21 protein-coding genes are annotated in these 26,643 nt (G+C 42.7%); 18 read left to right on the top strand and 3 right to left on the bottom strand.

The genetic code is table 11. The annotated features are described in order from the left end of the window. The first annotated feature begins 38 nt into the window (after positions 1 to 38). From serC to msrB, 8 genes are all read left to right on the top strand, one after another. Positions 39 to 1,163 carry a 3-phosphoserine/phosphohydroxythreonine transaminase gene (gene serC / locus AAEY75_RS09530; RefSeq protein WP_352259464.1) on the top strand — a complete coding sequence of 375 codons (1,125 nt, stop codon included), beginning with the start codon at positions 39 to 41 and terminating at the stop codon, positions 1,161 to 1,163. A gap of 267 nt (positions 1,164 to 1,430) precedes the next feature. After that, entirely contained in the window at positions 1,431 to 3,263 is a 1,833-nt protein-coding gene (locus AAEY75_RS09525) for an extracellular solute-binding protein (RefSeq protein ID WP_352259463.1), read from the top strand. 87 nt (positions 3,264 to 3,350) lie between these two features. After that, on the top strand, positions 3,351 to 4,130 hold the full coding sequence (gene gloB / locus AAEY75_RS09520; RefSeq protein WP_197217354.1) for a hydroxyacylglutathione hydrolase: 780 nt from the start codon (positions 3,351 to 3,353) through the stop codon (positions 4,128 to 4,130). A gap of 58 nt (positions 4,131 to 4,188) precedes the next feature. Beyond that, positions 4,189 to 5,259: a microcin C ABC transporter permease YejB gene (gene yejB, locus AAEY75_RS09515; RefSeq protein ID WP_110923836.1), complete on the top strand. Its 1,071-nt coding sequence runs from the start codon at positions 4,189 to 4,191 to the stop codon at positions 5,257 to 5,259. A gap of 50 nt (positions 5,260 to 5,309) precedes the next feature. After that, positions 5,310 to 6,341: an ABC transporter permease gene (locus AAEY75_RS09510; protein ID WP_352259523.1), complete on the top strand. Its 1,032-nt coding sequence runs from the start codon at positions 5,310 to 5,312 to the stop codon at positions 6,339 to 6,341. A 7-nt stretch (positions 6,342 to 6,348) separates the two neighbouring features. Then, on the top strand, positions 6,349 to 8,013 hold the full coding sequence (locus AAEY75_RS09505; protein WP_352259522.1) for an ABC transporter ATP-binding protein: 1,665 nt from the start codon (positions 6,349 to 6,351) through the stop codon (positions 8,011 to 8,013). Between the two features lie 334 nt (positions 8,014 to 8,347). Beyond that, positions 8,348 to 9,667 carry an iron-containing alcohol dehydrogenase gene (locus AAEY75_RS09500; RefSeq protein ID WP_352259462.1) on the top strand — a complete coding sequence of 440 codons (1,320 nt, stop codon included), beginning with the start codon at positions 8,348 to 8,350 and terminating at the stop codon, positions 9,665 to 9,667. A 290-nt stretch (positions 9,668 to 9,957) separates the two neighbouring features. Further along, a complete protein-coding gene (gene msrB, locus AAEY75_RS09495) occupies positions 9,958 to 11,181 on the top strand; it encodes a peptide-methionine (R)-S-oxide reductase MsrB (RefSeq protein ID WP_197217351.1) in 1,224 nt (407 codons plus the stop codon). 99 nt (positions 11,182 to 11,280) lie between these two features. On the opposite strand, the gene folE is transcribed toward msrB, so the two are convergent. Beyond that, a complete protein-coding gene (folE, locus tag AAEY75_RS09490) occupies positions 11,281 to 11,877 on the bottom strand; it encodes a GTP cyclohydrolase I FolE (RefSeq protein WP_227681373.1) in 597 nt (198 codons plus the stop codon). A 342-nt stretch (positions 11,878 to 12,219) separates the two neighbouring features. On the opposite strand from folE, the gene AAEY75_RS09485 reads away from it, so the two are divergent. Together AAEY75_RS09485 and AAEY75_RS09480 are read left to right on the top strand one after the other, a co-directional pair. Beyond that, positions 12,220 to 13,026 (top strand): enoyl-ACP reductase FabI, encoded by an 807-nt coding sequence (locus AAEY75_RS09485; protein ID WP_110923842.1) that lies wholly within the window; start codon positions 12,220 to 12,222, stop codon positions 13,024 to 13,026. Positions 13,027 to 13,171: 145 nt separating this feature from the next. Continuing rightward, positions 13,172 to 13,870 (top strand): YoaK family protein, encoded by a 699-nt coding sequence (locus AAEY75_RS09480; RefSeq protein ID WP_197217349.1) that lies wholly within the window; start codon positions 13,172 to 13,174, stop codon positions 13,868 to 13,870. A 53-nt stretch (positions 13,871 to 13,923) separates the two neighbouring features. Here the strand turns inward: AAEY75_RS09480 and AAEY75_RS09475 are convergent, their stop codons facing one another. Continuing rightward, the gene (locus tag AAEY75_RS09475) at positions 13,924 to 14,076 is read right to left on the bottom strand and encodes a hypothetical protein (RefSeq protein ID WP_197217348.1); all 153 of its coding nucleotides are present in this window, start codon (positions 14,074 to 14,076) and stop codon (positions 13,924 to 13,926) included. Positions 14,077 to 14,522: 446 nt separating this feature from the next. On the opposite strand from AAEY75_RS09475, the gene AAEY75_RS09470 reads away from it, so the two are divergent. Both AAEY75_RS09470 and AAEY75_RS09465 read left to right on the top strand, forming a co-directional pair. Continuing rightward, positions 14,523 to 15,944: an SLC13 family permease gene (locus tag AAEY75_RS09470; RefSeq protein WP_110923844.1), complete on the top strand. Its 1,422-nt coding sequence runs from the start codon at positions 14,523 to 14,525 to the stop codon at positions 15,942 to 15,944. Positions 15,945 to 16,084: 140 nt separating this feature from the next. Next, positions 16,085 to 16,873: a metallophosphoesterase family protein gene (locus AAEY75_RS09465; RefSeq protein ID WP_352259461.1), complete on the top strand. Its 789-nt coding sequence runs from the start codon at positions 16,085 to 16,087 to the stop codon at positions 16,871 to 16,873. 40 nt (positions 16,874 to 16,913) lie between these two features. Here AAEY75_RS09465 and AAEY75_RS09460 read toward each other — a convergent pair whose 3' ends face one another. Continuing rightward, positions 16,914 to 17,420, bottom strand: a complete 507-nt coding sequence (locus tag AAEY75_RS09460; protein ID WP_352259460.1) for a hypothetical protein — start codon at positions 17,418 to 17,420, stop codon at positions 16,914 to 16,916. Positions 17,421 to 17,717: 297 nt separating this feature from the next. Between AAEY75_RS09460 and AAEY75_RS09455 the strand changes: the two genes are divergently transcribed. From AAEY75_RS09455 to AAEY75_RS09430, 6 genes are all read left to right on the top strand, one after another. After that, entirely contained in the window at positions 17,718 to 18,326 is a 609-nt protein-coding gene (locus tag AAEY75_RS09455; RefSeq protein WP_352259459.1) for a DUF1543 domain-containing protein, read from the top strand. 57 nt (positions 18,327 to 18,383) lie between these two features. Next, positions 18,384 to 19,142, top strand: a complete 759-nt coding sequence (locus AAEY75_RS09450; protein ID WP_352259458.1) for a hypothetical protein — start codon at positions 18,384 to 18,386, stop codon at positions 19,140 to 19,142. A 288-nt stretch (positions 19,143 to 19,430) separates the two neighbouring features. After that, a complete protein-coding gene (gene hrpA, locus AAEY75_RS09445; RefSeq protein ID WP_352259521.1) occupies positions 19,431 to 23,564 on the top strand; it encodes an ATP-dependent RNA helicase HrpA in 4,134 nt (1,377 codons plus the stop codon). 165 nt (positions 23,565 to 23,729) lie between these two features. Continuing rightward, positions 23,730 to 24,338, top strand: a complete 609-nt coding sequence (locus AAEY75_RS09440; protein ID WP_352259457.1) for a class I SAM-dependent methyltransferase — start codon at positions 23,730 to 23,732, stop codon at positions 24,336 to 24,338. A 375-nt stretch (positions 24,339 to 24,713) separates the two neighbouring features. Continuing rightward, a complete protein-coding gene (locus AAEY75_RS09435; RefSeq protein WP_352259456.1) occupies positions 24,714 to 25,676 on the top strand; it encodes an OmpA family protein in 963 nt (320 codons plus the stop codon). An 83-nt stretch (positions 25,677 to 25,759) separates the two neighbouring features. After that, a partial coding sequence (locus AAEY75_RS09430; RefSeq protein ID WP_352259455.1) for an Ig-like domain-containing protein occupies positions 25,760 to 26,643 on the top strand: 884 nt, incomplete at its 3' end.

Below are 26,643 nucleotides of genomic sequence, written 5' to 3'. Positions count from 1 at the left end.
CAAACAACGATGATTTCATCATATTTAGGATAATGACTATGACCACCACATCAACTATCAATACCGTCGCTCCTAACCGTGTGCCTAACTTTTCAGCGGGGCCTGCTACGATACCAACTGCTGTATTATCACGCGCTCAAGACGAGTTGCTTGATTGGCAGGGAAGCGGTATGTCGGTCATGGAAGTAAGTCACCGTAGTAAAGAGTACATTGCTATTACGGAAAAAGCTGAAGCGAAATTGCGTTCGTTGATGGACATTCCAGATAATTATAAAGTACTGTTTTTACAAGGCGGCGCTAGCTTACAGTTTTCAGCGATTCCATTAAACCTATTGAATGGTGGGCGCGCAGATTATCTAACGACAGGTGCTTGGTCAGGCAAGGCCATCAAAGAAGCTGATCGCTATGTCAAACTGGGTCTGGGCGAGACTAACGTGGTCGCAACAGGTAAAGAAAGTAACTTTACCGATGTGCCTGATCAAAGTGAGTGGCAATTAAGTGAAAATGCGGCATATTTCCATTATTGTGCTAATGAAACCATTCATGGCTTGCAAATATTTGAGCCGCCAACAGTCGATGCGCCGATTATCGTTGATATGTCTTCTTGCATTTTGTCACAGCCAATTGACGTCTCTAAATTTGGGATGATTTATGCGGGTGCACAAAAGAATATTGGTCCGGCAGGACTGATTATTGTGATTATTCGTGAGGATCTATTAGGGCAGGCGAGTGAGTGGTGTCCGCTGCTAATGAACTACGAGCATCAAGCCGAAAAAGAGTCTATGTCAAACACGCCAGCAACGTATTCTTGGTACTTGGCAGGACTGGTCTTTGATTGGTTAGAAGAGCAAGGCGGCGTGGCTGCTATCGGCAAGATTAATCAGCAAAAAGCAGACTTACTTTATAAAACGATTGATGACAGCGATTTCTATAACAATCCAGTAGCCATTAAACATCGTTCTATTATGAATGTGCCGTTTACCTTGGCAGACAGCAGTCTTGATAAAGTGTTTTTAGAAGAGTCAGCCGCCGCAGGCTTGATGAACCTAAAAGGTCACCGTGATGTGGACGGTATGCGTGCCAGTATCTACAATGCCGTATCACTAGACTGGGTACAGCAACTGGTTGATTTTATGATTGCCTTTGAAAAAAAGCACGCTTAAATCAGCACCAGTTTTAGAAAAAAAGACGCAACTTTATGAGCTGCGTCTTTTTTTGTCTAAAATCAGCATGTTTGCTTGGTGGATAGATGAATGGTTTGTAATACCACACATTTTGCATGGCAAACCATTAGGTTAAAAAACTGAAGTTTGTTATGATAAATTTTGTGCAACTTATCATGCTTAGCGAGTTTTCAATTAGCATGCAGTCACTAGTTAAATTCTAAATATATTCATTAGTTTGGCAAAAGGGCTTGTTATAACTTTATTATGATAAAAAACACCATGCTAAAAGCCATAATGCTAATTGCCGCAGTGAGCTGTATACCTGTCAGTATCGCAGCGCCAATCACCATGACTGCGCTTGGTCATAACAGTCCTACTCACTATATTGACGCAACATTCATGCCTTATGCCAATCCAAATGCACCGATAGGCGGCACGCTCTCGCTCGATGCGCGTGGCACTTTTAATGCTGCCAATAAATGGATGACCACTGGTGTGGCAATGGCTGGTACCGACTATCTGTATGATACCTTGATGACTGGCTCATTAAATGAAGCCTTTACGATGTATCCGCAGCTAGCAAGCAAGGTGACGTATGACCCTGATGACACCAGTTGGATTATTTATCATATCAATCCTGCTGCACGATTTTGGGATGGGTCGCCAGTCACTAGCGATGATGTCAAAGCCACTTTTGACGCGATATTGAACAAAGGCCCGATGTATATTCGCAGCTATTTGGGTGATATTAAGGACGTTCAAGTTCTGGATAAGCAACGAGTAAAGTTTGTCTTTGTGTCTGATGAGAATAAAGAAATCTTGTTAACGGTCGGGCAGTTTCCTATCTTTGCCAAATCCTCTATCGATGCTGATTTTGAGAAGATTAGTCTAACGCCATTGATGGGCAGTGGTCCTTATAAGCTCGGACGTGTAGATGCAGGGCGAGCGGTCAGCTATATACGCGATTCCAACTACTGGGGACGTGATTTAATGGTCAATCGTGGTCGTTATAACTTTGATATAATTAAGTTTGTGTATTATCAAAGTGATGAGATTGCGTTTGAAGGTTTTAAATCTGGTCAATATCGCTTCCGCCCTGAGAACAAAGCGTCTAACTGGGCAACCGGTTATAATTTCCCTGCGGTAAAAGCAGGACTGATTAACAAAGAGACGATAAGCAGTCAAAATCCAGTACCGATGCAAGGTCTGGTGATGAATATGCGTCGGCCAATCTTTCAAGATATTCGTGTTCGTCAGGCATTGACGGTGGCTTATGACTTTGAATGGATGAATAAAACCTTATTTCATGGGCAATATGAGCGCTTACAGAGCTTCTTTCATGGCTCTGAGCTTGCTGCCACGAATACGCCATCTACTGCTGAGATGCAAGTGCTAACCCCTTTGTTATCTAAGCTTGAACCCATACAACGTCAGGCTGTATTGGCAGAATGGCAGTTGCCTACTACTGATGGTAGCGGTTTTAATCGTCAAGGGCTATTAGAGGCACGTCAGCTATTGCTAGATGCGGGTTTCTATTATGAGGATATGAAGCTGTATCAGCCTGATGGACAGCTTGCTCAAATTGAGATTTTGATGACAGGCGAAACCATGGGACGAGTGCTGTTGCCATACATTCGCAACTTGAAGCGTTTAGGGTTTGATACGACCTTGCGTCAAGTCGATGGCCCGCAATATTATGAGCGTATGCGCAATTTTGATTATGATATGGTGGTGGATGTATTTGCGCAGAGCTTATCTCCTGGCGCTGAACAGGCCAGCTTTTGGGGTGGCGCGGCAGCTGACCAAGCAGGTAATAGAAATACAGCGGGTATTAAAAACGTGGCAATCGACGATGTCATAGACAAGTTGGGTCGTGCTAAGAATCGTGAAGAGATTGTGCTATATACCCAAGTGCTAGACCGCTTATTACGTGCTGGTCATTATTTAGTGCCACTATATGGAAAGTCAGGCACCAATGTCGCCTACTGGAATCAATACCGCCATACAGAAAAACTGCCTACCAATGCTGTCGGCATCGACTACTGGTGGACGGATAAAGCAGCAGAAGCTCGTATTAATACCTATTTAAAAAAGTAAAAATCAACAATTTTGAATGTTGAAGCGTTTCACAAAAACATCTGATAAAAATTAAGCAACAGAGATAACTATTCGTAAGGATTTACCATGAGTATTTGTATTCACCCGATTAAAGCGTTCAATGACAATTATATCTGGACATTGATTAATGAAAACAATAAGCAAGCGATTGTCATTGATCCAGGTCAGGCTGAACCTGTCGTTGCCTACCTAGAAGAAAATAATCTAGAACTGACGTCTATCTGGACCACGCATCATCATCATGACCACATCGGCGGCGTCGCAGCGCTACAAGAGTCTTATCCGATGACTCACCTAGTGGCGCATACGGAGCATAATGTCGATGAAGATCAAACTATCAAAGACGGCAGTACGGTAAGTGCATGGGGCTGCTCCGCACAGGTTTGGGATGTGTCTGGTCATACAGCGAGCCATGTGGCCTATATTTTAGATATCGATGGGCGAAAGCATTGCTTCTGTGGTGACACGCTATTTAGTGCAGGGTGCGGACGTGTATTTACCGGTACGATTGAGCAATTGCATGACAGCTTTAAGCGTTTGAATGGTCTACCTGCTGAGACGCTACTATATCCTGCGCATGAATATACGGCCAGTAACTTACGTTTTGGATTGTCGATTGAGCCTGCCAATGAGGCAATGCAGCAAGCATTGGCACAAGCAGAAGCGCAAACCGCACAAGGTATGCCGACATTACCTGTGACCCTAGAGCATGAGCGTATGGTAAATGTATTCTTACGTACACAAGAGCCCAGTGTGATAGCAGGTGTGAAGGCTAAAATGAGCATCAACGATGATAAGTCTTTGACCGTATTTGCTGCTTTACGTGAGTTAAAAAATAACTTCTAACTGCGTTCACCGCTCGTTTTCTCTATCGTCATGTTTGTTATGTTAGGAAGCTGCTGTTATGGGTCGTTATATCTTAAAAAGATTACTGTTGATATTACCGACGCTATTTTTAATATTGCTCGCAAACTTTGTCATTGTACAAGCAGCCCCCGGCGGTCCTGTTGAGCAGCAGCTTGCGCTTATTGAACAAGGCGCAAAAGACAATGCGCTGGCTGGTAATATTGGTGCGGGCAGTGCAGGTAGCAATAACAGCACGTATCAGGGTACGCGCGGTCTATCTGAAGAGATGGTGGCAGCGATTAATGCGCAATATGGTTTTGATAAATCGGCCCCCGAACGTTTTTGGCTGATGCTAAAGAATTATGCCCAGCTAGATTTTGGTGAGTCGTTTTTTAAAGGTCAGACAGTAACCGACCTCATTGTAGAGAAGCTACCAGTATCAATCTCGCTTGGGCTATGGAGTACGCTGCTAATTTATATGATAGCGATTCCACTCGGGGTCTATAAAGCCATGCATCATGGCTCTGGGATTGATAAAGCAACGGCTATGCTGCTCGCTATCGGTCATGCGATACCCGTCTTTGTATTTGCCGTCATACTACTGGTGTTCTTTGCGGGTGGCAGCTACTGGAATATCTTTCCACTACAAGGGCTAACTTCCGAGAACTTTGACCAATTGAGTGCTCTTGGAAAAGTGAAAGATTATTTTTGGCATTTGGCATTGCCTTTATTGGCAAGTACGGTCGGTGGGTTTGCTGGCTTGACCTATTTGACCAAATTTAGCTTTTTAGAAGAGTTAGGCAAGCAATATGTGCTTACCGCTCGTGCCAAAGGTTTAGGAGAGCGGCAAGTGTTATACGGGCATGTTTTCCGTAATGCTATGTTAATCATTATCGCTGGTATTCCAGCCGCTATCGTTGGTATTTTCTTTGCCGGTAACTTTCTGATTGAGATTATCTTCAAATTAGATGGTTTGGGCTTGCTTGGCTTTGAAGCCATTCAACAGCGCGATTATCCAGTAATCTTTGGTACGTTATTTATCTTTACCTTGGTGGGATTGTTATTACAATTAATCAGCGATTTAAGTTATCACTTGATTGATCCCCGTATTGATTTTGAGGGGCGCTAATGTCAAGTCATCTATTACCTTCAATACCCTCATCTGACTCTCCTGTTTCTATGCCAAAAAAACGTCGGCTAAATCCTATCTGGCAGGCACGCCTAAACCGTTTTCGCCAAAATCGCCTTGGTGTTATCTCGCTATTTGTTTTTGCGCTGATATTTACCATTTGTATGGCATCCAATGTGATTGCCAATGACAAACCGCTACTGGTGCAGTATCAAGGTGACTATTACTTTCCTGTTATAAAGGCTTATCCTGAAACGACTTTTGGTGGTGTGTTTGAAACCGAAACCAATTACAAAGATCCTGCGGTGCAAGCATTGATTGATGAGCAGGGCTTTTATATTATGCCGCCGATTCCCTTTGCCGATCAGACACCCAACGTAGAGCTAGGCATTCCTTATCCAGCGGCACCTAACGCCCAAAACTGGCTTGGTACGGATGACTTAGGCCGTGACGTACTGGCACGCATACTTTATGGATTGCGAGTGTCTTTACTATTTGGCTTGGCATTGACACTTGCAGGCGCATTGATAGGTATCATTGTCGGTGCCATCCAAGGCTATTACGGTGGCTGGGTTGATTTAATCGGGCAGCGTTTTATGGAAGTGTGGGGCGGGATGCCTCAGCTGTTTATGATTATTATTTTGGTCAGCTTATTCAGTCCAAGTATCACCATGCTGTTTGCCCTGATGCTATTGTTTGGCTGGATGGGTCTGGTGGGTTTGGTACGGGCAGAGTTTTTGCGCGCGCGTAACTTTGATTATATCCGAGCTGCTCGCAATCTTGGTGTGTCGGACAGCCAGATTATGCTGAGACACATTTTGCCGAATGCTTTGGCCTCAAGTTTATCGCAATTGCCCTTTATTTTAACGGCGAATATCATTGCCTTAACGGCACTAGACTTTTTAGGATACGGTTTACCGCCAGGTTCACCATCGCTTGGTGAGCTAATGGTACAAGGTAAAAATAATCTGGATGCACCGTGGCTGGCCTTATCTGGGTTCTTCAGTTTGACCTTTATTTTATCGCTACTCATCTTCGTTGGCGAAGCGCTACGTGATGCATTTGATCCGAGGCGCTCTTAATATGACAATGACGACTGCTAAAAATAACCGATTAAATAAAAATAATGGTCAGGCAACAAACACAGTCATACTGTCGGTAGATAAGCTCAGTATTCATACCGATGGGGGCGTGCCTTTGGTGGATGAGTTGTCTTATGAGCTGACGCAAGGGCAAACCCTAGCTATCGTTGGTGAGTCAGGTTCTGGTAAATCAATAGCCAGTCTCGCGCTGCTGGGATTATTACCAGATGGCTTAACCGTTACAGGCAAGGTACAGCTGGCAGATTCAGCAGGTATGACAGCATTGCCGGTAGCTAATGGTAAAGGGCGGAACACGGCACTACGTGCTGTGCGTGGGCAGCGTATTGGCATGGTATTTCAAGAGCCAATGACTGCGCTTAATCCTCTACATACGGTCGCTAAACAAATTGCTGAGTCACTGCGCCTAAGTGGTATTCCTAAAAAGCAATGGCGCGAACAAAGTATCGCCTTGCTAGACGATGTTAATATTACCGATCCTGCTGATAAGATGAATCGCTATCCGCATGAGCTATCAGGTGGTCAGCGTCAGCGCGTCATGATTGCGATGGCATTGGCACAGCAGCCTGATATTTTAATCGCTGATGAGCCGACTACGGCACTTGATGTGACCTTGCAACATGAGATTCTTGAGCTGTTAGACGATCTAAAGCGTCAGCATAATATGGCAATGGTGCTTATCAGTCATGATCTCAATTTGGTCAGACGTTATAGTGATGATGTCATCGTTATGAGCCAAGGAAAGACGATTGAACAAGGACAAACGGCCGCTGTATTTAATCAGCCCAAAGCAGAGTATACCCGCACGCTTATCCAGCAGGATTTTGGTCAAGCGTTAATTATATTGGATGATAATAAAAGTGAGCCGTCAACGGTATTGCAAGTAAATAGGTTACAAGTACAGTTCCCAATGGAAAAAAGCTTATTTGGCGGTACAAAGCGTTGGTTTGATGCGGTTAAAAGTCTAGATATAACGCTGCATAAAGGACAGGCACTGGGTATCGTAGGTGAATCCGGCTCTGGAAAAACGACGACGGCGCTTGCTTTAAGTCAGTTACTTGGTAATACGGCGCGTGTTGATGGACAGATAATAGTCAATGGGCAAGATATTGCGGCATTATCGAAACGTGAGCTACGCACTTTTCGCTCGCAGATTCAGATGGTGTTTCAAGATCCGTTTGCCAGTATCAATCCTCGTATGACAGTGATGCAAATCGTTGAAGAAGGGTTGCTCGTCCAAGGTGTCGATAAGGCCACTCGTCAGCAGGCAGTCATTGATAGTTTGGCTACCGTACATTTATCAGCTGAGTTTGCGCAGCGCTATCCGCATGAGTTGTCTGGTGGTCAGCGACAACGTGTGGCACTCGCACGGGCGCTTATCATGCAGCCAAGTCTATTAATATTGGATGAACCGACTTCTGCGCTGGACAGTACCACGCAGGTGACAGTGGTTAATTTACTACGTGAGATTCAGCAAAAACTGCAAATTAGCTATGTATTTATCAGCCATGACCTAAAAGTCGTGCGGGCGCTATGTCAAAAAATTATGGTATTAAAAGACGGTGCGTGTGTAGAGTCAGGGAGTACTGAAGATATTTTTCATAATCCGCAACATCCGTATGTCAGGCGTTTACTACAGGCGAGTAGCACTTAGTCGTGACATCAGACCTGACATAAATGGAATTGACTGTAGCAGTTCATATTAATAGCGATATCATATGGATAGCAGTGATAAACTAAGGATAGAGCATCGTTTTTTCAGCGTAAATATTAAGGCACGCTTTGACACTATAGTTAGTTCAATATAATTTGGATACAAGGAAGCCGAGTGAAAGTACTACAAGTCGTAGACTAAGCGAGACTGACACCGTATCCAATTTATAGAGGATTGACTATATAGATGTGCTGTCACTTTACTAATGGCTTTTAGTCGCTGATTAAAATGGTTGTTATTACTATTTTGGTATTATTAAAAGGACTGTTTACCCATGAAGAAGCAAAATAGTATTTCGAAATTAGTAGGTAGCACTGGATTGCAACATGCAGGGTATGTCGCCGTTGCTAAGACTCGCGCCAAAGTGCTGAAGGCATTTTCTTACGTCATTTCGATCAGAAGACCAATGCTGTTCGTCGGTGAGTCTTCCTGTCATGAGCTGTGCGATATGCTCATCAATGAAGGCAGCACCAATGTCTTTATTGTCACTGATGCGGTACTAAATAAGCTTGGTATACCTGCGAAAGTCACCGATTATCTAGACGCAAAAAATATCAGCTATCATGTCTATGATGGTGTTACGCCAGATCCTACTTTTGCAGTCATCGAAGAAGGACTACGCCAGTCTATAGCAGCAAAATGCGATGCAATCATCGCCATCGGTGGCGGTTCGGTCATTGATGCTGCCAAAATGATGGCGATGTCGCAGGGTAATCGCTGCGAACCTAAGCAGCTCATTGGTATCCTCAAAGCAAGAAAACCCGCCATTCCGCTGTACTGTGTGCCGACGACGGCGGGCACTGGCTCAGAAGCCACACTCGGTGCGGTAGTGTCTGATGACAAGACACATCAAAAGGCGCTCTCTATTGATCCTAGAATGGTACCATTAGCAGCTGCGATTGATCCGGTTATTATGAAAGGCATGCCAGCTCATATTACCGCTGATACGGGTATCGATGTACTGACACATGCGTTAGAGGCATGGATGAGTGTGAACGCTAGCGTAGAGACCGACTATTATGCGGCCTCTGCGGTCAAGTCTGTTATGCAGTACTTACCGATAGTTTATCAGGACGGTGGCGACCTGAAAGCAAGAGAAGCGATGGGTGTGGCTGCTCATTATGGTGGTATTGCCTTTAATAAAGCTGGTCTCGGTTATGTGCATGCGATTGCTCATCAGTTAGGAGCGTATTATCGTATTCCTCATGGTCGTGCAAATGCTATTGTGTTGCCTTATGTTTTGGATGTGAACCGTCAAGCAAGCCAAAAAAGACTGGCGGCATTGGCTAGAAAAACAGGCATAGTAAACACAGATCAAGCAGCTGGAAGTGACAGTATTGACAGTGCAATAACGGATTATCTAATCGCTCAAGTACGTGAGCTAATTACAGACTTAAATATAGACCCTACTGTTGATGGCTTACAAACCAGTGATTTTGATAATATTGTTAAAGCCGCTGCAAAAGAGGTCAGTGATACCTATGCAGTACCACTTTACCTCACAGCATTTGAAATAAAAGATATCTTGATAAAGATCAAGCAGGCAAGTGATCACTGTATGAATGACAAAACAGAAAGTACTAAAGTAGCCTAAGATATATAAATGCGGTATAAAAAGAGCATGCTACCACCAGTGTAGCGTGCTCTTTTTCCGTTATTACGCTGTATGGGTTTAGCTTATAAATACTCAAAAAACCGCTATTCGAAAGTAAAAACCTAAGAAATAGCTTAAACCAAAAACATTAGACGATGATTGTTCAGTTTAAGTACAGAGTTTTTAATCTACGTTAAATTTTTATAACAAACTAGGTGTATTCCAGTGACACACAAGGGTTATGATAACTGTGTAGCCTCACTCCATAACATTATTTTTAGGATATTCTAATGAACCTCAAACTAAACACCAAGGTCGCTGCTATGGTTGTTGCGGCGAGCAGTACCTTCTTTGTCGGCTGTGCTGCCACTGAAAATACTGCGAAGACCACGCCACCAACCACTGGTAATAACCCTTATGCGCCTACAGATCCTAATTTGGCTGTGGCAACAGTCGCTGGCGGCTGTTTTTGGTGTGTAGAAGCGGGTTATGAGAAGATACCTGGTGTTGTGGAAGTGGTATCAGGTTATACAGGTGGTGAGACTCAGAATCCAACTTATAAACAGGTATCGGCAGGTGGTACCGGTCATACGGAAGCGGCACAAGTATATTATGATCCGACGAAAATAACGTATAATGGCATAGTACAAGCATTATGGCGTATCGCTGATCCAACCGATGCTGACGGCCAGTATGTAGATCGTGGAACCCAGTATCGACCTGCTATTTTCTATAATAATCAACAAGAAAAGCAAACGGCAGAAGCGGCGAAAAAAGCGTTGCAAGACTCTGGCGTCTATGACAAGCCAGTGGTGATAGAAATCGTTCCTGCCAGTACCTTTTACCCAGCAGAAGATTATCATCAAGATTATTATAAAAAGAACCCACTTCGTTATAAAGCGTATACCTTCAACTCTGGTCGCTACCAGTTTATCGAGAGCGTATATGGTAAAAACTATGAGTTGGATTTTAGTCAGTTCAAACCAGCTGCTGGTAGTGTGACAGTAAATACATCAACCACACCTTCAAATACCGCAGTGGCTACTACTGGTTTTAATTCAAAGACCTTTGTAAAACCTGCCAAGAGTGAATTAAAGAAATCACTCAGTGATATTCAGTATAAGGTGACTCAGGAAGAGGGCACTGAGCGCGCTTTTGATAATGAATACTGGGATAATAAAGCGCCTGGTTTATATGTCGATGTCATATCAGGTGAGCCGCTGTACTCTTCTCGTGATAAATACAAGTCTGGAACAGGCTGGCCAAGCTTTACTCGTCCATTAAGCACAGATATGGTCGTTGAAAAAGAAGATCGCGGTATCTTCTCCGTTCGTACGGAAATTCGTAGTCGCTATGCTGACTCTCATGTCGGTCATGTATTTGATGATGGCCCTGCACCAACAGGCAAGCGCTACTGTATGAACTCAGCAGCACTGCGTTTTGTACCATTAGCAGATATGGAAAAAGAAGGTTACGGTGATTGGATTGATGACGTAAAACCAATTGCTTCTTAACTTTTGACAGAACTAAAATAAGAAAAGGACGCTAATGCGTCCTTTTCTTATTTCTGAATATTTAATGACTCTATATTTAATGACTCTTTATGCTAATAATCAAAAAGCAGGTTGACGCTTAGGTATCGCGCTCAAAAACTCTGTACGAGCTTGATTATCATGGACAAACTCGCCTAACATCGACATCGTACGTGTAGTGGAATGCTGTTTACCTACACCACGCATCATCATACACATATGTGCGGCATCCATCACGACAGCGACGCCGCGGCAACCAGTGACTTCCATAATAGTTTGTGCTATTTGTTCGCTTAGGTTCTCTTGAACTTGCAAACGACGGGCAAACATATCAACGATACGGGCAAATTTTGATAAGCCTAAGACTTGTCCGTTAGGTAAATAGCCGACATGTGCGATACCATGAAACGGCAACATATGATGCTCGCACAATGAATAAAACTCAATATTTTGTACCAATACTAGCTCACGATTGCTCGATGGGAACAGCGCATCATTGACGACTTCATCTAAGTTCTGATGATAGCCTTGGGTTAAATGGGCAAAAGCTTTTGCGGCACGCATGGGTGTTTCTTCAAGACCAGGGCGGTGCAAGTCTTCACCAGTTGAGCCGATCAATTGACGATAAGAATCGGCGCTCTCTTGGTAATTTGATGTTATTGTTAGGGTGTTACTCATAAGTTTGGCAGCCATCCAAAATGTGGGTGTAGCTTAACGCTAAATCCTTGTTTACAAACAATGGTTGTAAAGGATTATTATAAAAATTGTGCAAGCTGGGAAGGGCTGTGATTATACTTGAAATCTGCTTAACTTCATACTGCTGTGGTTCGTAGTTCAATGTTTAATCAATATTAGGCACCATTGTAGGCAAATCTAGTTTACGACTGTTTACTTAAATTAATTCGTGTATAATAGTTCACCTATCATTTGTGTTTAATTATCACTGGCTATCTGTCATATATAACAACTCTAAATAATTTTTTAATATCAATAAATTTGATCGATTCAAAAGGAAATACTATGCTACTTCAAGGACAAAGATTTGTCGTAACGGGCATTGCAAGTAAACTCTCTATCGCTTGGGCAATCGCAGAAGCGCTACACCGTGAAGGTGCTTCACTGATTTTGACTTACCCAAACGATAAGATCAAAAAACGTGTGGATATGGCTGCAGAAAAATTCGAAGCAGATTTGGTACTAGAGTGTGACGTAGCATCTGACGAGTCTATTGCTGCTTGCTTTGAGCAAGTGACTGCTCATTGGGGTGATGGTATTGACGGTGTGGTACATGCAATTGGCTTTGCACCGATGGATCAGCTAGATGGCGACTTTGTCAACGCGACCACTCGTGAAGGCAGTCATATTGCGCATGATATCTCAAGCTATAGCTTTGTTGCATTAGCCAAAGAAGCTCGCGCATTGCTAGCCATGCGTCACGGCTCTATGCTGACATTAACTTATGAAGGTAGCATCTCAGTATTGCCGAACTACAATGTCATGGGCATGGCAAAGGCCAGTCTTGAAGCCAGTGTACGCTATCTTGCGACCTCTATGGGCGGTGAAGGCATCCGTGTTAATGCGATTTCAGCAGGTCCTATCCGTACGCTTGCTGCTAGTGGTATCAAATCATTCCGTAAAATGCTCGATGTCAGCGAAAAAATCGCACCACTACAACGTAACATTACCCAGACAGAAGTAGGTAATGCTGCATTGTTCTTATTATCTCCGTGGGCATCTGGGATTACTGGTGAAATTATGTTTGTTGATGCTGGTTTTAATACCGTTGCCATTAGCGAGCAGTTAATGATGTTGGACGAACCAAAGTAACTGTCTTAGATAATTGAGAGTATTCTTAGGTAATTAATAGCATTGTTTAAAAAATAGCGTTTAAGAAATAAGGAAGGCAGCCAATTGGCTGCCTTTTTTGGTTTATACTAGGGGCTATTTTTAAGTTAGCGTTCAGGCAGTGAATATGATAACTAAACTACCAAAGTGGATATTGTGGGGTGGTGCAGTGCTTGCGTTTAGTGCGGGCTGCGTCAATACTGCTGCATTGATGGGCTTTGCTAATTTATCAGTCTCTCATGTTACTGGTAATGTGAGCTTATTTGCATCAGCGATTGCTTATTTAGATGTGCACAGTATTTTGTATATTGGTGCGCTGCTGCTGTCTTTTTTAGCGGGTGCGGTCTTGAGTGGTTTCGTGATAGGCCAAGCACCTTTAAAGCTGGGTAAACGTTATGGCCGTGCGTTATATCTTGAGGCGTCATTACTGCTGATTAGCTATTGGTTGTATCAACAGCACGATTATTTAGGACAGTTAGCCGCTGCGATGGCGTGTGGATTACAGAATGCCATGGTTGCTACTTATAGCGGTGCCGTCATCCGTACCACTCACCTCACAGGATTGACGTCAGACATGGGCGCAGCGATTGGTAATTGGTTGGCAGGTCGTTCGATCAGCAAGCCGACACTAGGTTTCCAAGCTATTATTTGGTATTGCTTTTGCGGTGGCAGTGTCGTCGGGGCATTTTTGTACGCCAAAGTAGGCTATGGCGCGTTGCTAGTGCCTATCACTATCGTACTGACAGCAGCATTTATATATAACTATGCGTCAGATCACTTGCCAGAAAAAAGACTGCCAAGATCTGAAAAGCGCTCATCATCATAATAAGCGCCTATTCTCTTTTGTTTTAAACATGAAGCGGTCATTTATTTTTCGCTTTATTCTTCATGGTCCTCATGTTCGTGCATACCTTGCATCATATCTAATGCAGAGTCATCAGTACGTTGCTGATCTTCTTTGGCTAGACCGTCTTGATTGATGTCTGTCGGTGCCATTTTTGTGGTTGAGTCAGTTTTATTTGCATCTGTCATAAAGTGCTCCTGTTTATTTTTATGTATTTCTAGCATAAATCTCTAATAGAAATAGGCTTTGAGATATCTACTATTATTTAGCTCGACTGTCAGTATGAGAGACGGCTATACTCTTGTATACATACGGTGTACACTTGTTTAGTGAATATATGTAACCAGAGATTATATAGGTCTTCAATGGTGCGCTTCTATTTCTAGTGCATAGATAAAATGCATAATTACGCCACAGGTAACATAGAACTCATTGCTAATAAATATGTGAGCATTAAGAATAGTTAAAAGAATGTTCTGGTATAAACTTATTAAGTAATTTGTCAATTAATTTTTCTGTCATATATCTGCTATGATAGCCACGTATTTTTTTGGGTTAATGACAAAGTGAATACTATAGTTGCCTTCATATGTAGGGCATTTTCACACTGTCTTTGAGGAAATAAGGACGTTTTATGTCAGAGCAAAAACTAGACAGCCATCTACCTAACGATGGTAATGAGTATTTATTTACCGATACCTTTCCAAAGGGTACTGGTAAAGGATTGATTGTTGTCGCTATTGCGGCGATTGTCGCTATGATTATCTATAATGTGTTGCCATTCGATATTAATGCCAATAAAGGGCTAGCCTTGTTGTTTTTCATTGGCGTGCTGTGGTTAACGGAAGCGGTACACGTTACCATTACTGCGCTATTGGTCGTGGTCGTGGGTGCACTGATTGGCATACCAGACTTCGATGCCAAAATCGGTTTAGAGAGTTTTGCTAGTCCGACGATTTATTTGTTCTTTGGTGGTTTTGCTTTGGCAGCCGCCTTGCATGTACAGCAATTGGACAAAAAAATCGCATTAAAGATTTTATCGATGTCAGGTGGTAAGCTAAACACTGCTGTGTTTTTGATATTTGGCGTGACGGCATTTTTGTCAATGTGGATATCGAATACGGCCACTGCGGCGATGATGCTACCGTTAGCGCTTGGGATATTGACACAGGTCGATCGTGAAAAAGATCGTGGTACGTTTGTATTTGTCCTACTAGGTATTGCTTACTCGGCAAGTCTGGGTGGTTTGGGTACTATCGTCGGTTCGCCACCTAATGCTATCGCAGCAAAGGCACTGGATATCGCCTTTATTGACTGGATGAAGTTTGGTATACCTATGATGTTGGTGTTATTGCCACTATTATTAGGTGCGATGTATGTGTTCCTCAAACCTAATCTAAATCGTAAAATCGTGATCGTAGAAGATGAGCCTATTGCTTGGAACAAACCGCGTGTGGTGACGATTATTGTCTTCATTGTTACTGCGTTGAGTTGGATATTTTCCAAACAAATTGGTGAAGCACTAGATATCACTGATACAGATGCCATCATTGCTTTATCGGCAGCGGCAGCAGTGGTGAGTTTAGGATTGGTATCGTGGAAGCAAGTCTCTGACAATACGGATTGGGGTGTTCTCATGCTGTTCGGTGGCGGTATTGCGCTGTCGACAGTGTTAAAAGTATCAGGTGCATCTCTAGTACTGGGTGAAACGGTCGCTAATGCCTTGTCTTCGGCACCACTGGTTGTTGTGATGATTGCGGTATCTGCGTTCATTATCTTCTTAACTGAGTTTGCATCTAACACAGCATCTGCTGCATTGTTGGTGCCAGTATTTGCTGCTATTGCAGAGCAGATGGGCTTGCCACATGAAGTGTTGGTATTGGTCATTGGTATTGGTGCATCATGTGCCTTTATGCTACCAGTTGCGACGCCACCGAATGCTATTGTGTTTGGTACAGGTCTCATCAAGCAAACAGAGATGATTCGTACCGGTATCATTCTTAATATTATCGCCACCTTTGTTGTGGGGCTGTGGGCATATTTTTTCTTAATATAGCTTAGCAAATAATATAGTAATGAAACCAAACCCGATGTTTTAAGTGATGCTTAAACATCGGGTTTTTTACTTTCTGAGGTTTTTAATATTTTCTTCTTAGTATTTGTATAAGATCTTATTGGTGAGAGGAGGTAAGTAATATGATGAACCTTGATGATCAGCAGATAAGTACCATCGCTGCAATTTCTGACATTCATAGCAATGTCTTTGCTCTAGAGGCGGTTCTTGCAGACATAAAGCGTCGTAATGTAGAACAAATCGTCAATCTTGGTGATATTTTGTATGGCCCGATTGCGCCGAAAGCAACTTATGAGCTGCTGATGACCTATCGAGATGATATTATTACTATTTGCGGTAACCAAGATAGGCAGATATATGAGGCGACAGCGGCAGATATTGAGAGTAATACAACGCTAGATTTTATTATCGAAGACTTGCCTGCCGCCGCGATAAAATGGATGCAAGATTTGCCTTTTGATTGCTATTTAAGCAAAGACGTTTATCTGTGTCATGGGTCGCCGACGGATGACATGGTATATCTGTTAGAAAATATAGAAACAGGTCAACCGAGAGTACGTAGCGATGCAGATATTCTGGCATTGCTCAATGGTATTGATAGTGCCGTTGTCGTATGTGGTCACACTCATATCCCACGTACGGTAAAGCTATCGACCGATCAAATGGTTATCAATACTGGTAGCGTTGGTTATCCCGCCTACGAAGATGACTTGCCTAATGTCCATAGAATGCAGACCTATTCTCCTCATGCAAGTTATGCAATCATTAGGTGTGTTGATACCGAGCAGGGGAAGCGCTGGCAAACCGAACATATTAAGGTGCCTTACGATTATGAGGCTGCTGCTCAATTGGCTTCAAAGAATGGTCGAGAAGATTGGGCATTTGCACTGAGAACGGGGCGTGTGTTGTAAGCTTATTATTTAGAGCAATAATTGATGTTTTACATTGTATTCAGCATAGTTTGTTTTGTACAAAACTGTTGTAGGTGCCAGTATTTATAGGGTTGCACCAGACTTCTTGTAATGCTGGGTAGTCTTTTAGGTTTATAAGTCTATAAAAACCACTGACACCAAGCTGTCTATGATTTTCTCCTCGTTCCAGTAGTATATCTGGAGATAAAGAAAAACTCGCAACTGCTTGGTTGGTGTTGTCATAAAGAGAAATACCGACGACACCACCTGTTTCTTTACCACCATTGGCTCTTATCCATGATTTATAGCTTTGTATGTTTATATCATTGACTATGGCGGTAATTTTTTCAGGATGATGTTGTACGTCGTAAACCAATATTGTATTTTTCGAATCAGGGTACTTAACCTCGACTTTAATAATGTTGTGATAGGTGGCCTTAAAGGTGAGTTTTAACTCTTTCTGAAAGAAAGTCTCTATTGAAAACAGTGCTAACAAAGTCATGATTGCTGCAAACATTACTTTTACCACTGGTAACGACTTTTTCATCTAGAGTCTTCTTTATGATTGATTGCGCTTTATTAAGAACGTAGAGAAAACTCTCATGATATCTAGAGTTTTGAAAATATACATAAGTATTCTATCATTGGCAACATGCTCATATGCTGAAGATAATAATAGTAAGACAGTTGTTCAAAGCCAAAGTGCATCCTAATAACTTTACCTATAGTCGATTCAATTTAGAAGTAGTACAAGGCAACCGAGTGTAGATGTATATTTGATACTTCAAGCGAGGTTAACGCTGTCATACTTTTATAGTGGAATGACGATATAAGGCAATGATTTATGCCAATCCTATATATGATTCAACTGGGTGCTCGGCCCAAAGGTCGCTTGATTGAGCAGCACGATATTTTTTTTGGTGTGGCCAACCAGGTGAGTGAATTAATCGCAGATATCAATGAGCATTGGCCAGAAGTAAAAAACAAGTGGCATATTGACTCGTATCGTGCGGTTACCAACGTTGATGGTCATGCTATTAAATTGGTTGAGCCCAGTAAGCAAGTTGATAATCAAACTGATCATAGTAAAGACTTAAAGCTGTTTTTCATTAATCTCGGTGGATACCAGCAGGGCAGTTTTGAAGAATTTCATTATAAGTTACTCATCGTTGCCTCCAATCAAGCAGGTGCTATCAAACAAGCAAAACAGAGTGCTTTTTATCAGCAGTTTACTTTTGAAGATAGCAACTCACCTTTTGATGCTGCTTCACATATTGATGATAAGTTTGAAGTAGATATAGACGATATATATAACGTGAATGATCTGATATCAAACTTTCAGTTAGTGATTGAGCCTATCGATGTTGTCGATAAAGCAATAGATGAGGATTTAGCAGATAAAGAATATGTCGGCTATTTGAGTATCAAGAATTTAAAAAAATTGGCATTATAATTAACAAGATTATTGAATAAATAACTCATCCACAAAAATAAAATAGGGCGAGCATATTTGCAAAATTTCATGAAAGGATTTTTTAAGTGGGTTATTGCAGGTATTGGCATGGGAATAGGAATGTTCACTGTTCTAGTGGCTGTAGAGTTCTGGAATAATAAGAATGAACCAGAAAAATCTGATGACACTACAGGAGTATCAAGTAACGAGGCTGAAAAGGCTATAGAAGATAACAGTGAGTTATCAAGCTCTCAATCTATGGTAAATGATCAAGACGTACCGATAGGTTATAAATTGATGGAAGAGGGAGGTGTCATGTTAGATGCACCTATTATGGGCATGGAATGGGAGAGTGTGAAAGATGAAAACACGACCACTAGTCCACGTGTGTATGAACCCTTTATAATATATCAATGTGTCACGGAAGACGGTGAGCATTTACGTTTGGATGTGATTAATAGCGATATTGGTTATATGCTCAAGTACTATTTTGCCACTCAAGGTAACCCTTTAAAGCTAGAAGCACAGCAAGCTACTGAAGATGCCTATTATGTGAAGTACCTCAATTCTACTGATATCACTATGCGGGATCCAAATAATTATTATAATTTGACACAGTATGAAGACGGCGATACCTCTTTTTATATTATTAATGCCATCACTGGTCAGGAGATGAATCATTTTTCTTGTGAAAATAACTCGATTGAAAATGATCAGTATGCTTTGATTGCTCAAATGGAGCCAGAGCATTTTAAATTTAAACCTATGACTGACGAGCTTGAATCTCTTTTGACTGAGCGCTTTGAAAACCAGTAAACGCCTTTTTGGTTACCAACCAAACATCAGAACCAACTTGAATCGCACTTAAATTACCCCCATAATCTAAACACTTTTAAATAATAAATAGCCTAAGTAAATATGCCCAATAATTCTGAGAATACCACACAAGCATCTGACGAAAATGCTACTCGTCAAACCAATAGCACCACTAATCCGAATAAAGAAAGTGATGATACAAATCACGAAAATTTACGTATTACATCGCATAGTGCCACACCAAACAGTGCCACATCAAGCAGTGATAAAACAGCTGCTCAATCTCATATGAGCGCTGATTTACCAGTACTCGCCAAAGATAGCTATTACTTAACGCGTCTAGAGCGAGAGCTGGCACGTGCCGTTGTGTTGAGTAAAAAAGAGAATAACGAAAAAGCCAATGAAGCGTTAACGAAAAAACGTGAGCAATACGACAAAATAAAAACGCGCTCTCAAGAGGCAGTACAGACACGTATTGATAGCATTCCTGCAGACTTGCCAGCCAAGCTAAACCTTGATTTGCCCGTGAGTCAACGTGCTGATGATTTGATTCAAGCCATCATCGATAATCAAGTCATTATCGTCGCAGGTGAGACCGGTTCTGGTAAGACGACGCAGTTACCAAAGCTTGCGATGCTAGCAGGACGTGGCATCAAAGGACAGATAGGGCATACGCAACCAAGGCGTCTAGCAGCGAGAAGCGTGGCAAACCGTATTGCAGAAGAATTGGGCGAACCCTTAGGGAATACCATAAGTTTTAAAATTCGTTTTAATGAGCAAGGGTCGGCACAATCGGTCGTAAAGCTCATGACCGATGGTATCTTATTGGCTGAACTGGGTCATGATCGGTTTTTGAGTAAGTACGATACGATTATTATCGATGAAGCACATGAGCGTAGCTTAAATATTGATTTTATTATGGGTTATCTGAAAAAGATGCTGCCCAAGCGTCCTGATTTAAAAGTCATTATTACTTCAGCGACGCTAGATACCAAGCGCTTTAGTGAATACTTTAGTCATTACGATGCCAAACTTAAACGCAAAGTGCCTGCGCCAATCTTTAATGTCGAGGGTCGAAGCTTTCCAGTGGAGGTGCGCTATCGCCCACTCACTGATGAGCCTGTTACGAGCTCCGATGATGATAGTTATGATGACTTTGAAGAGAACTTGCCACGTGCCATCGTTGCCGCAGTAGAAGAGTGCTTCAGTGATGCGCAAAGCAAAGGCCATGCTGATCAGGCAGATATCTTGATATTTGCCGCGACGGAAGCCGAGATTCGTGAGACACAAGAAGTCCTAGAGCGTCATGGACCTAAGCACACCGAAGTATTACCTTTGTTTGCGCGGCAGACCTATGAAGAGCAGCAGCGTATTTTTCAACCGTCTGGTCGTGGTCGACGTATCGTTATCGCGACCAACGTGGCTGAGACAGCGCTGACCGTACCCGGTATTCGCTATGTCATTGATTTGGGTTTTGCGAGAATCTCTCGTTATTCCTACCGCTCACGCGTACAGCGTTTGCCTATTGAAGCGATTTCACAAGCAGCAGCCAATCAGCGTAAAGGTCGTTGTGGTCGAGTTGCTCCGGGTGTTTGTATTCGCCTTTATAGCGAGGAAGACTTTAGCGGTCGTCCAGAGTTCACTGAACCTGAGATTCTACGAACCAACTTAGCGTCAGTTATCTTGCAGATGGCCAATCTTCGCTTAGGTAGTGTCGATGATTTTGCCTTTATTGAGCCACCTGATAGCCGCTTGGTCACGGACGGGCATAAATTGCTCGACGAGCTAGGAGCCATTACTTCTAAAACTGAAGCCACTTCTGCGAATAAAACCAATAAGCCAAAACCAAAAAAAGGTCTTGATCATCTCGCCTTGACGCCTACTGGTCAAAAGATGGCACGTATGCCGATCGATCCAAGGCTGGCACGTATGTTGGTCGCGGGCTCTGACTTTGATTGTATTCGTGAAATGCTCATCGTTGTCGCCGCACTTGCAGTTCAGGACCCACGCGAGCGTCCTGTTAATAAACGTCAGCAAGCTGATCAAAAGCATGCTGAGTTTCGCCAAGATGACTCTGACTTCCTATTCTATTTAAGCCTATGGAAAGCGTTGTTTGAAAAAGACGAAAACGGCAATAATTTGTCTGGTAATCAGCGCAAGCAGTTTACTAAGAAAAATTATCTGAGCTTTCCACGTGTACGAGAGTGGCATCAGACGCATCGCCAACTGGTGCAAATGGTCACTGATTTAAAGCTTACCGATGTCAATGATGCCAAAGCTGCTGCTAAGGGCAAGGCGCTAGAGGCTACTACTAGCGACCCTACGGCGATTGAAGATGAAGAGCTAAAGGCCGTTAAGTACGCGAACCTGCATCGTGCGTTGATGACAGGTCTGTTATCTACTATCGCTCACAAAACTGAAAATCGTGGCGAATATCTCGCGGCTCGCCAGCAAAAAGCCAAGATATTTCCAGCCAGTACGGTATTTAAGCAGATACCACCATGGGTGATGGCGTTTGAGGTGGTAGAAACCTCTCAGGTATTTATGCGCACGGTGGCCAAGATTGAACCAGAATGGATTATCTCCGCTGCTGGTGACTTGTTGAAGTATCACTACTTTGAGCCGCATTGGTCGAAAAAGACAGGTCGCGTCAAAGCCTACGCACAGATTAGTTTATTTGGTCTGATTATTATCAGTAAGCAGCTGACCAATTATGAGCAAGTCAATCTAAGCGAGTCACGTGAAATCTTTATACGTGATGGTCTGGTCACTGGTAACTTGGGTCGTCAAGCGCCATTTTTACAGCACAATATGGATAAAATCGCAGACATCGAACGTATTGAAGATAAATTACGCCGCCGTGATTTGTTGGTCGATGAAGAGTCGCTGTACCAGTTTTATGACAAAAAAATCCCTGAGCATATTGCCAGTCGTAAATCTTTTGAAGACTGGCGCGCTGAGGTCGAAAAATCTGACACCAAGCATTTATTCTTTACCGATGATGATGTGCTTAATAGCCAAGCACCGACCACGGGAGACTTCCCAGAAGTATGGAAGTTGGGTGATTTAAAATTACCGCTACGTTATATCTTTGACCCAGCAAGTGATGATGATGGTGTGACCATTCGCGTACCGCTTGTCGCGTTGCCGCAGCTTGATGCCATCGAGCTATTGTGGGGCGTGCCTGGCTGGCGCTATGAGCTAGTGCTGCAATTACTTAAGTCATTACCCAAAGATATCCGTCGTCAGATAGTTCCTATTCCTGATACGGCTGATGGTTTGTTTGACGAGTTGCAACCTGCTGGTGGACAAGGACTATTGAAGCAGCTCTGCCAAGCGCTCAATCGTCGCGGTATTATGTCAGTGACACCAGAGAAGTTTAGTCCGTCTACGATTGACCGCTACTTACAGCCCCAAATCTGTGTGGTTGATGATAAAAACCGTATTATCGAAAAAGGTCGTGACCTGCAAACGTTGCAGATTCGACATGCCAGTGAAACCCGTCAAGCCGTTAATGAGCAGCAAGGGGCACATACTGAATTCCCTGAACATTTTGCCTTTAGCAAAAACCATCATAGTGCAGGCGTGGTGATGAAGCAGTTTGCGGCTTTGGTCGCTGATGAAGCAGGTGAAGCGGTATCGATTCATCAATATACGGATGTTAATGCGGCATTACAGGCGCATCGTATCGGAGTACTTGCCTTAATTAAGAGCAAGCTTGGCGCAAAGAAAAAGCAGCTTACTAGTCAAGTTGACAGTATCTTTAAATTGGCTTTTGCACCACTTGGCGATATGGGTAAGCTTAAGACTATCATCATCGATGCAGCATTAGACGCGGCGCTTGAAGAGCATTATATATTATTTGATCACAGTACAGACTTGCCTGAAAATGCAGATGATACTGCGGTGGCGCTTGCTGAGGAGCTACCGTTTACCTCAGCTGAGTATGAGAAAACCTTAGAAGTCGTGGCTGGCAATTTTTTATTGACTGGTCAAAGCGTGATCAAAACGCTTAAAAACGTCTATACCCGATGGCAACGTATTCGCCAAGGATTATTGATGCTAGATCGGGAGATATTTGGTGAGTCTATCGAGGATATTGAAGATCAGCTAGAAGATTTACATTTGGCTGATTTTGTCTATCGTATGGATTATAGCCATTGGCAACAGTATCCACGTTATCTAGAAGCATTAGAGGTTCGTCTTGAACGCCTTGAGCACAATCTGGATGCGGATCTGGATGGCGTCTATGCATTAGATTTACATATGGAGCGACTAGCAGGGCGTGCGGACAAAGACGCCATTAGTGACTACCGCTGGATGGTGGAGGAGTATCGTATTCAGCTATTTGCCCAGCCAATGAAAACTCGTATGGCAGTATCACCCAAGCGTCTAAGTAAGATGTGGGATAAGGTGAGTTAGTCAGATAGTTATAGTGCTAAACAATCATAAGTTTTTTAAAACTTGGTAGTGTGACGAGTTTTAAACCACTGATTCAACAGTGACTATTTCACTAATGCTTTGTGCTTATCTTATGTAAGCTACCGTCAAAGTAAGAGATAATCTCAAACAAAAAGGATGATAAACATGTGGGACGAACGCTATAGCGGCACAGAATTTGCATTTGGTAAAGAGCCTAATGATTTTTTGAGAGAAACGTTTGAGCAGATTCCCACAGGTGGGCACGTATTATGTCTGGCAGAGGGCGAGGGTAGGAATGCCGTTTTCTTAGCGCAGCAAGGCTATAACGTTACTGCGATGGATATGTCCGAAGTGGGTCTGACAAAAGCGACACAGTTGGCAAAAGATAGAGGAGTGATAATCACAACTCAAGTGGCAGATTTGGCCGATTACCCCTTTGGTACCAATAAATGGGATGCTATTGTCTCTATCTGGGCACATGTACCTGACGCGTTACGTCAACATATACATGCGCAGATTGTCACTGCTCTAAAGCCAAATGGTGTGTTTATTGTTGAAGCCTATACCAAAGAGCAGCTAGAGACAGATGCTATCGGAGGACCGCCTGCGAGTCAAATAGAGCGCTTTGGGTCGCTACATCATTTTCAGAGTGAACTCACAGGGCTTACAGAAATCATGGGTGTCGAAAAGCTGCGTATGGTATCAGAGGGAAAACGTCATCAAGGACTTAGTGCTGTCGTGCAGTTTGTTGGAAAAAAAGAATCAATAGAATAATAAAAGTTAAGTAATTTATTTTTATAAAAATTATTAGATAATATTAAGAATTTTTTCTCGAGCCAAGCTATATATATCCTGAGTGAGTGAATATTTCATTTGAAAAATTAGACTAATGTTTGGCTGTGTTACATGACGAATCGTGAGTATTGATATATAATCAATACATCAGAGTTATGTGTAATTATACATTATTACTTTCTTACACATAAATTATGTGTATTTTTTTGCCAAATATAATACGGATATACTTATTTTGAATAAGTATGTTCATAAAAAAACTGTCTTAATGTAAGTTCATAGCTCAAATATAGCGTATTGTTAGAAAAACTCAGAAAAGTTACCCACAAATCATTGATGAATTAGGAATGAACCATGGAAAGAGTATTCAAGAATATGACAGCGGCTATCGTATTGCCAGCCCTTTTATTGAGTCTGTCAGCTTGCGCCATGACCGGTCACAGTAGTGTTGATAATGAAGGCGACAGCCGGCGAGTGGGTAACGTAACATGGAACAACCAAGTGGATACTGACTTCCAAAAAATCTTGGCTGCTAACGTTGATACTGATGAAACGAGACTGGTCTTTATCCGCAAAAATGATGATGATGTAGAACAAACCAGTGCCAATTTATCCATTAATAATAGATTCCAAGTCAGCTTGCATCCTGGTAACTATACCGTCGTCAATTCTTGTGTTGGTACCAATCAAGTTAGTGCACATGCTACTGTCTTTAAAGACAATGACTTACTAGCAGACAAAAAAGACTATCAGCTGGTAGGCGGTCAAACCTATTTCTTTTATGTAGATATGGACGACACAGGCAAAAGTAAGCTTGATCAGATAACCGCTGAAAGTGCCTTACCATTACTAGATGCTAAACGCTATCAAACGCATCAAATCAGCCGAGTGGTACCTAACTGCCCAGCGCCTGTCGTAACACCGCCACCTATTGTGCAACCGACTGTACCTGTACTCGCTGAAAAAGTAACCATTGAACTTGAAGTCTTGTTTGAGACAGACAAATCCATAGTACGCCCTGAATATTATTCTAAAGTATCTGAGTTGGCCGCGTTTATGGTGAAATATCCTAATACTGTCGTGACCATCGAAGGTCATACCGATAGCCGTGCCAGTGACAGCTACAACCAAGCTTTATCACAGCGCCGCGTAGATGCCGTCAAAGAAGTGTTGATAACACAGTTCTCGATTGCGCCTGAACGCTTAACTGCCATTGGCTATGGTGAGTCTCAGCCAAGAGCCAGTAACGATAACGCAGAAGGACGTCAGCTCAATCGTCGTGTGGTTGCAGTAGTTGAAGAGCGCACAAGCAGCTAATAAAAAATGATGCATAGGCAACCACACTTGCCTAATTAGAAATACTAAGCGGTATCACTGAATTAAAAAAAGAAGGTAATAACATGAATACTATAATCGTAAAAACGAACGATGTGCATAAGACCGTCAACCAAATAGAAGTGGTGACCCAAGATGGCGTGCCAACAGTCATCCAAGCGACAGATAAAGTCAATTACGAGTTTCATGATACCGCGATTAACCGTGCACCTAATCACATCATTACCAAACGCATTAAGAATGACTTACATGTCTCATTTGAAGAAAACGGTGAAGATAGCGATCTCATCATAGAAGGTTTTTATGACAATCCAGACAGTGCATTAGTCGGTATTGCTGAAGATGGAGAGTATTATTACTACATTCCAGATACTGGTGAAACGTATGACTATGTCACGCAGTTAGAAAATGGTGATGTAGAAGGACAAGCTTTGGGTGGAGAAGAATATATTGCTGCAGCCATACCTTGGTGGATTCCTGCAGCAGCAGGGCTCGGTTTGGTAGGTTTGATTGCTAGCTATAATAGTAATGATGATAATGACGAGAATAGCGCACCATCAGCAATAGGTGAAACCCAAAGCGGTACGGTGGGACAACCTGTAGTTATAGATGTTTTGGCTAACGACACCGACCCTGATGGCGACATAGACCCAACCAGCGTCAAGCTCATTGATCCGGCTGATGGCTCTGAAGTGACAACATTAACCGTACCAGGCGAAGGCGAATGGATTGTTGACCCAGACACAGGTGTGGTTACCTTTACGCCAGAAACAGGATTTACTGGCGATCCAACTCCCGTTAGCTATGTGGTTTCAGACAGTACTGGCTTGAAATCTAACCAAGCGACCATTACCGTTGACTATATACAATCAGCCCCCGTTGCAGTAGATGACGTAGGATCAGGCCCATTAAACCAGCCCGTATTGATTGACGTATTGGGTAACGACAC

The sequence above is a fragment of the Psychrobacter sp. TB55-MNA-CIBAN-0194 genome, from assembly GCF_040309505.1.
GTDB classification, from domain to species: Bacteria; Pseudomonadota; Gammaproteobacteria; order Pseudomonadales; family Moraxellaceae; genus Psychrobacter; species Psychrobacter fozii.
The sequence above is the reverse complement of the archived record's forward strand: the minus strand, read 5'-3'. Positions and strand labels throughout refer to the sequence as shown.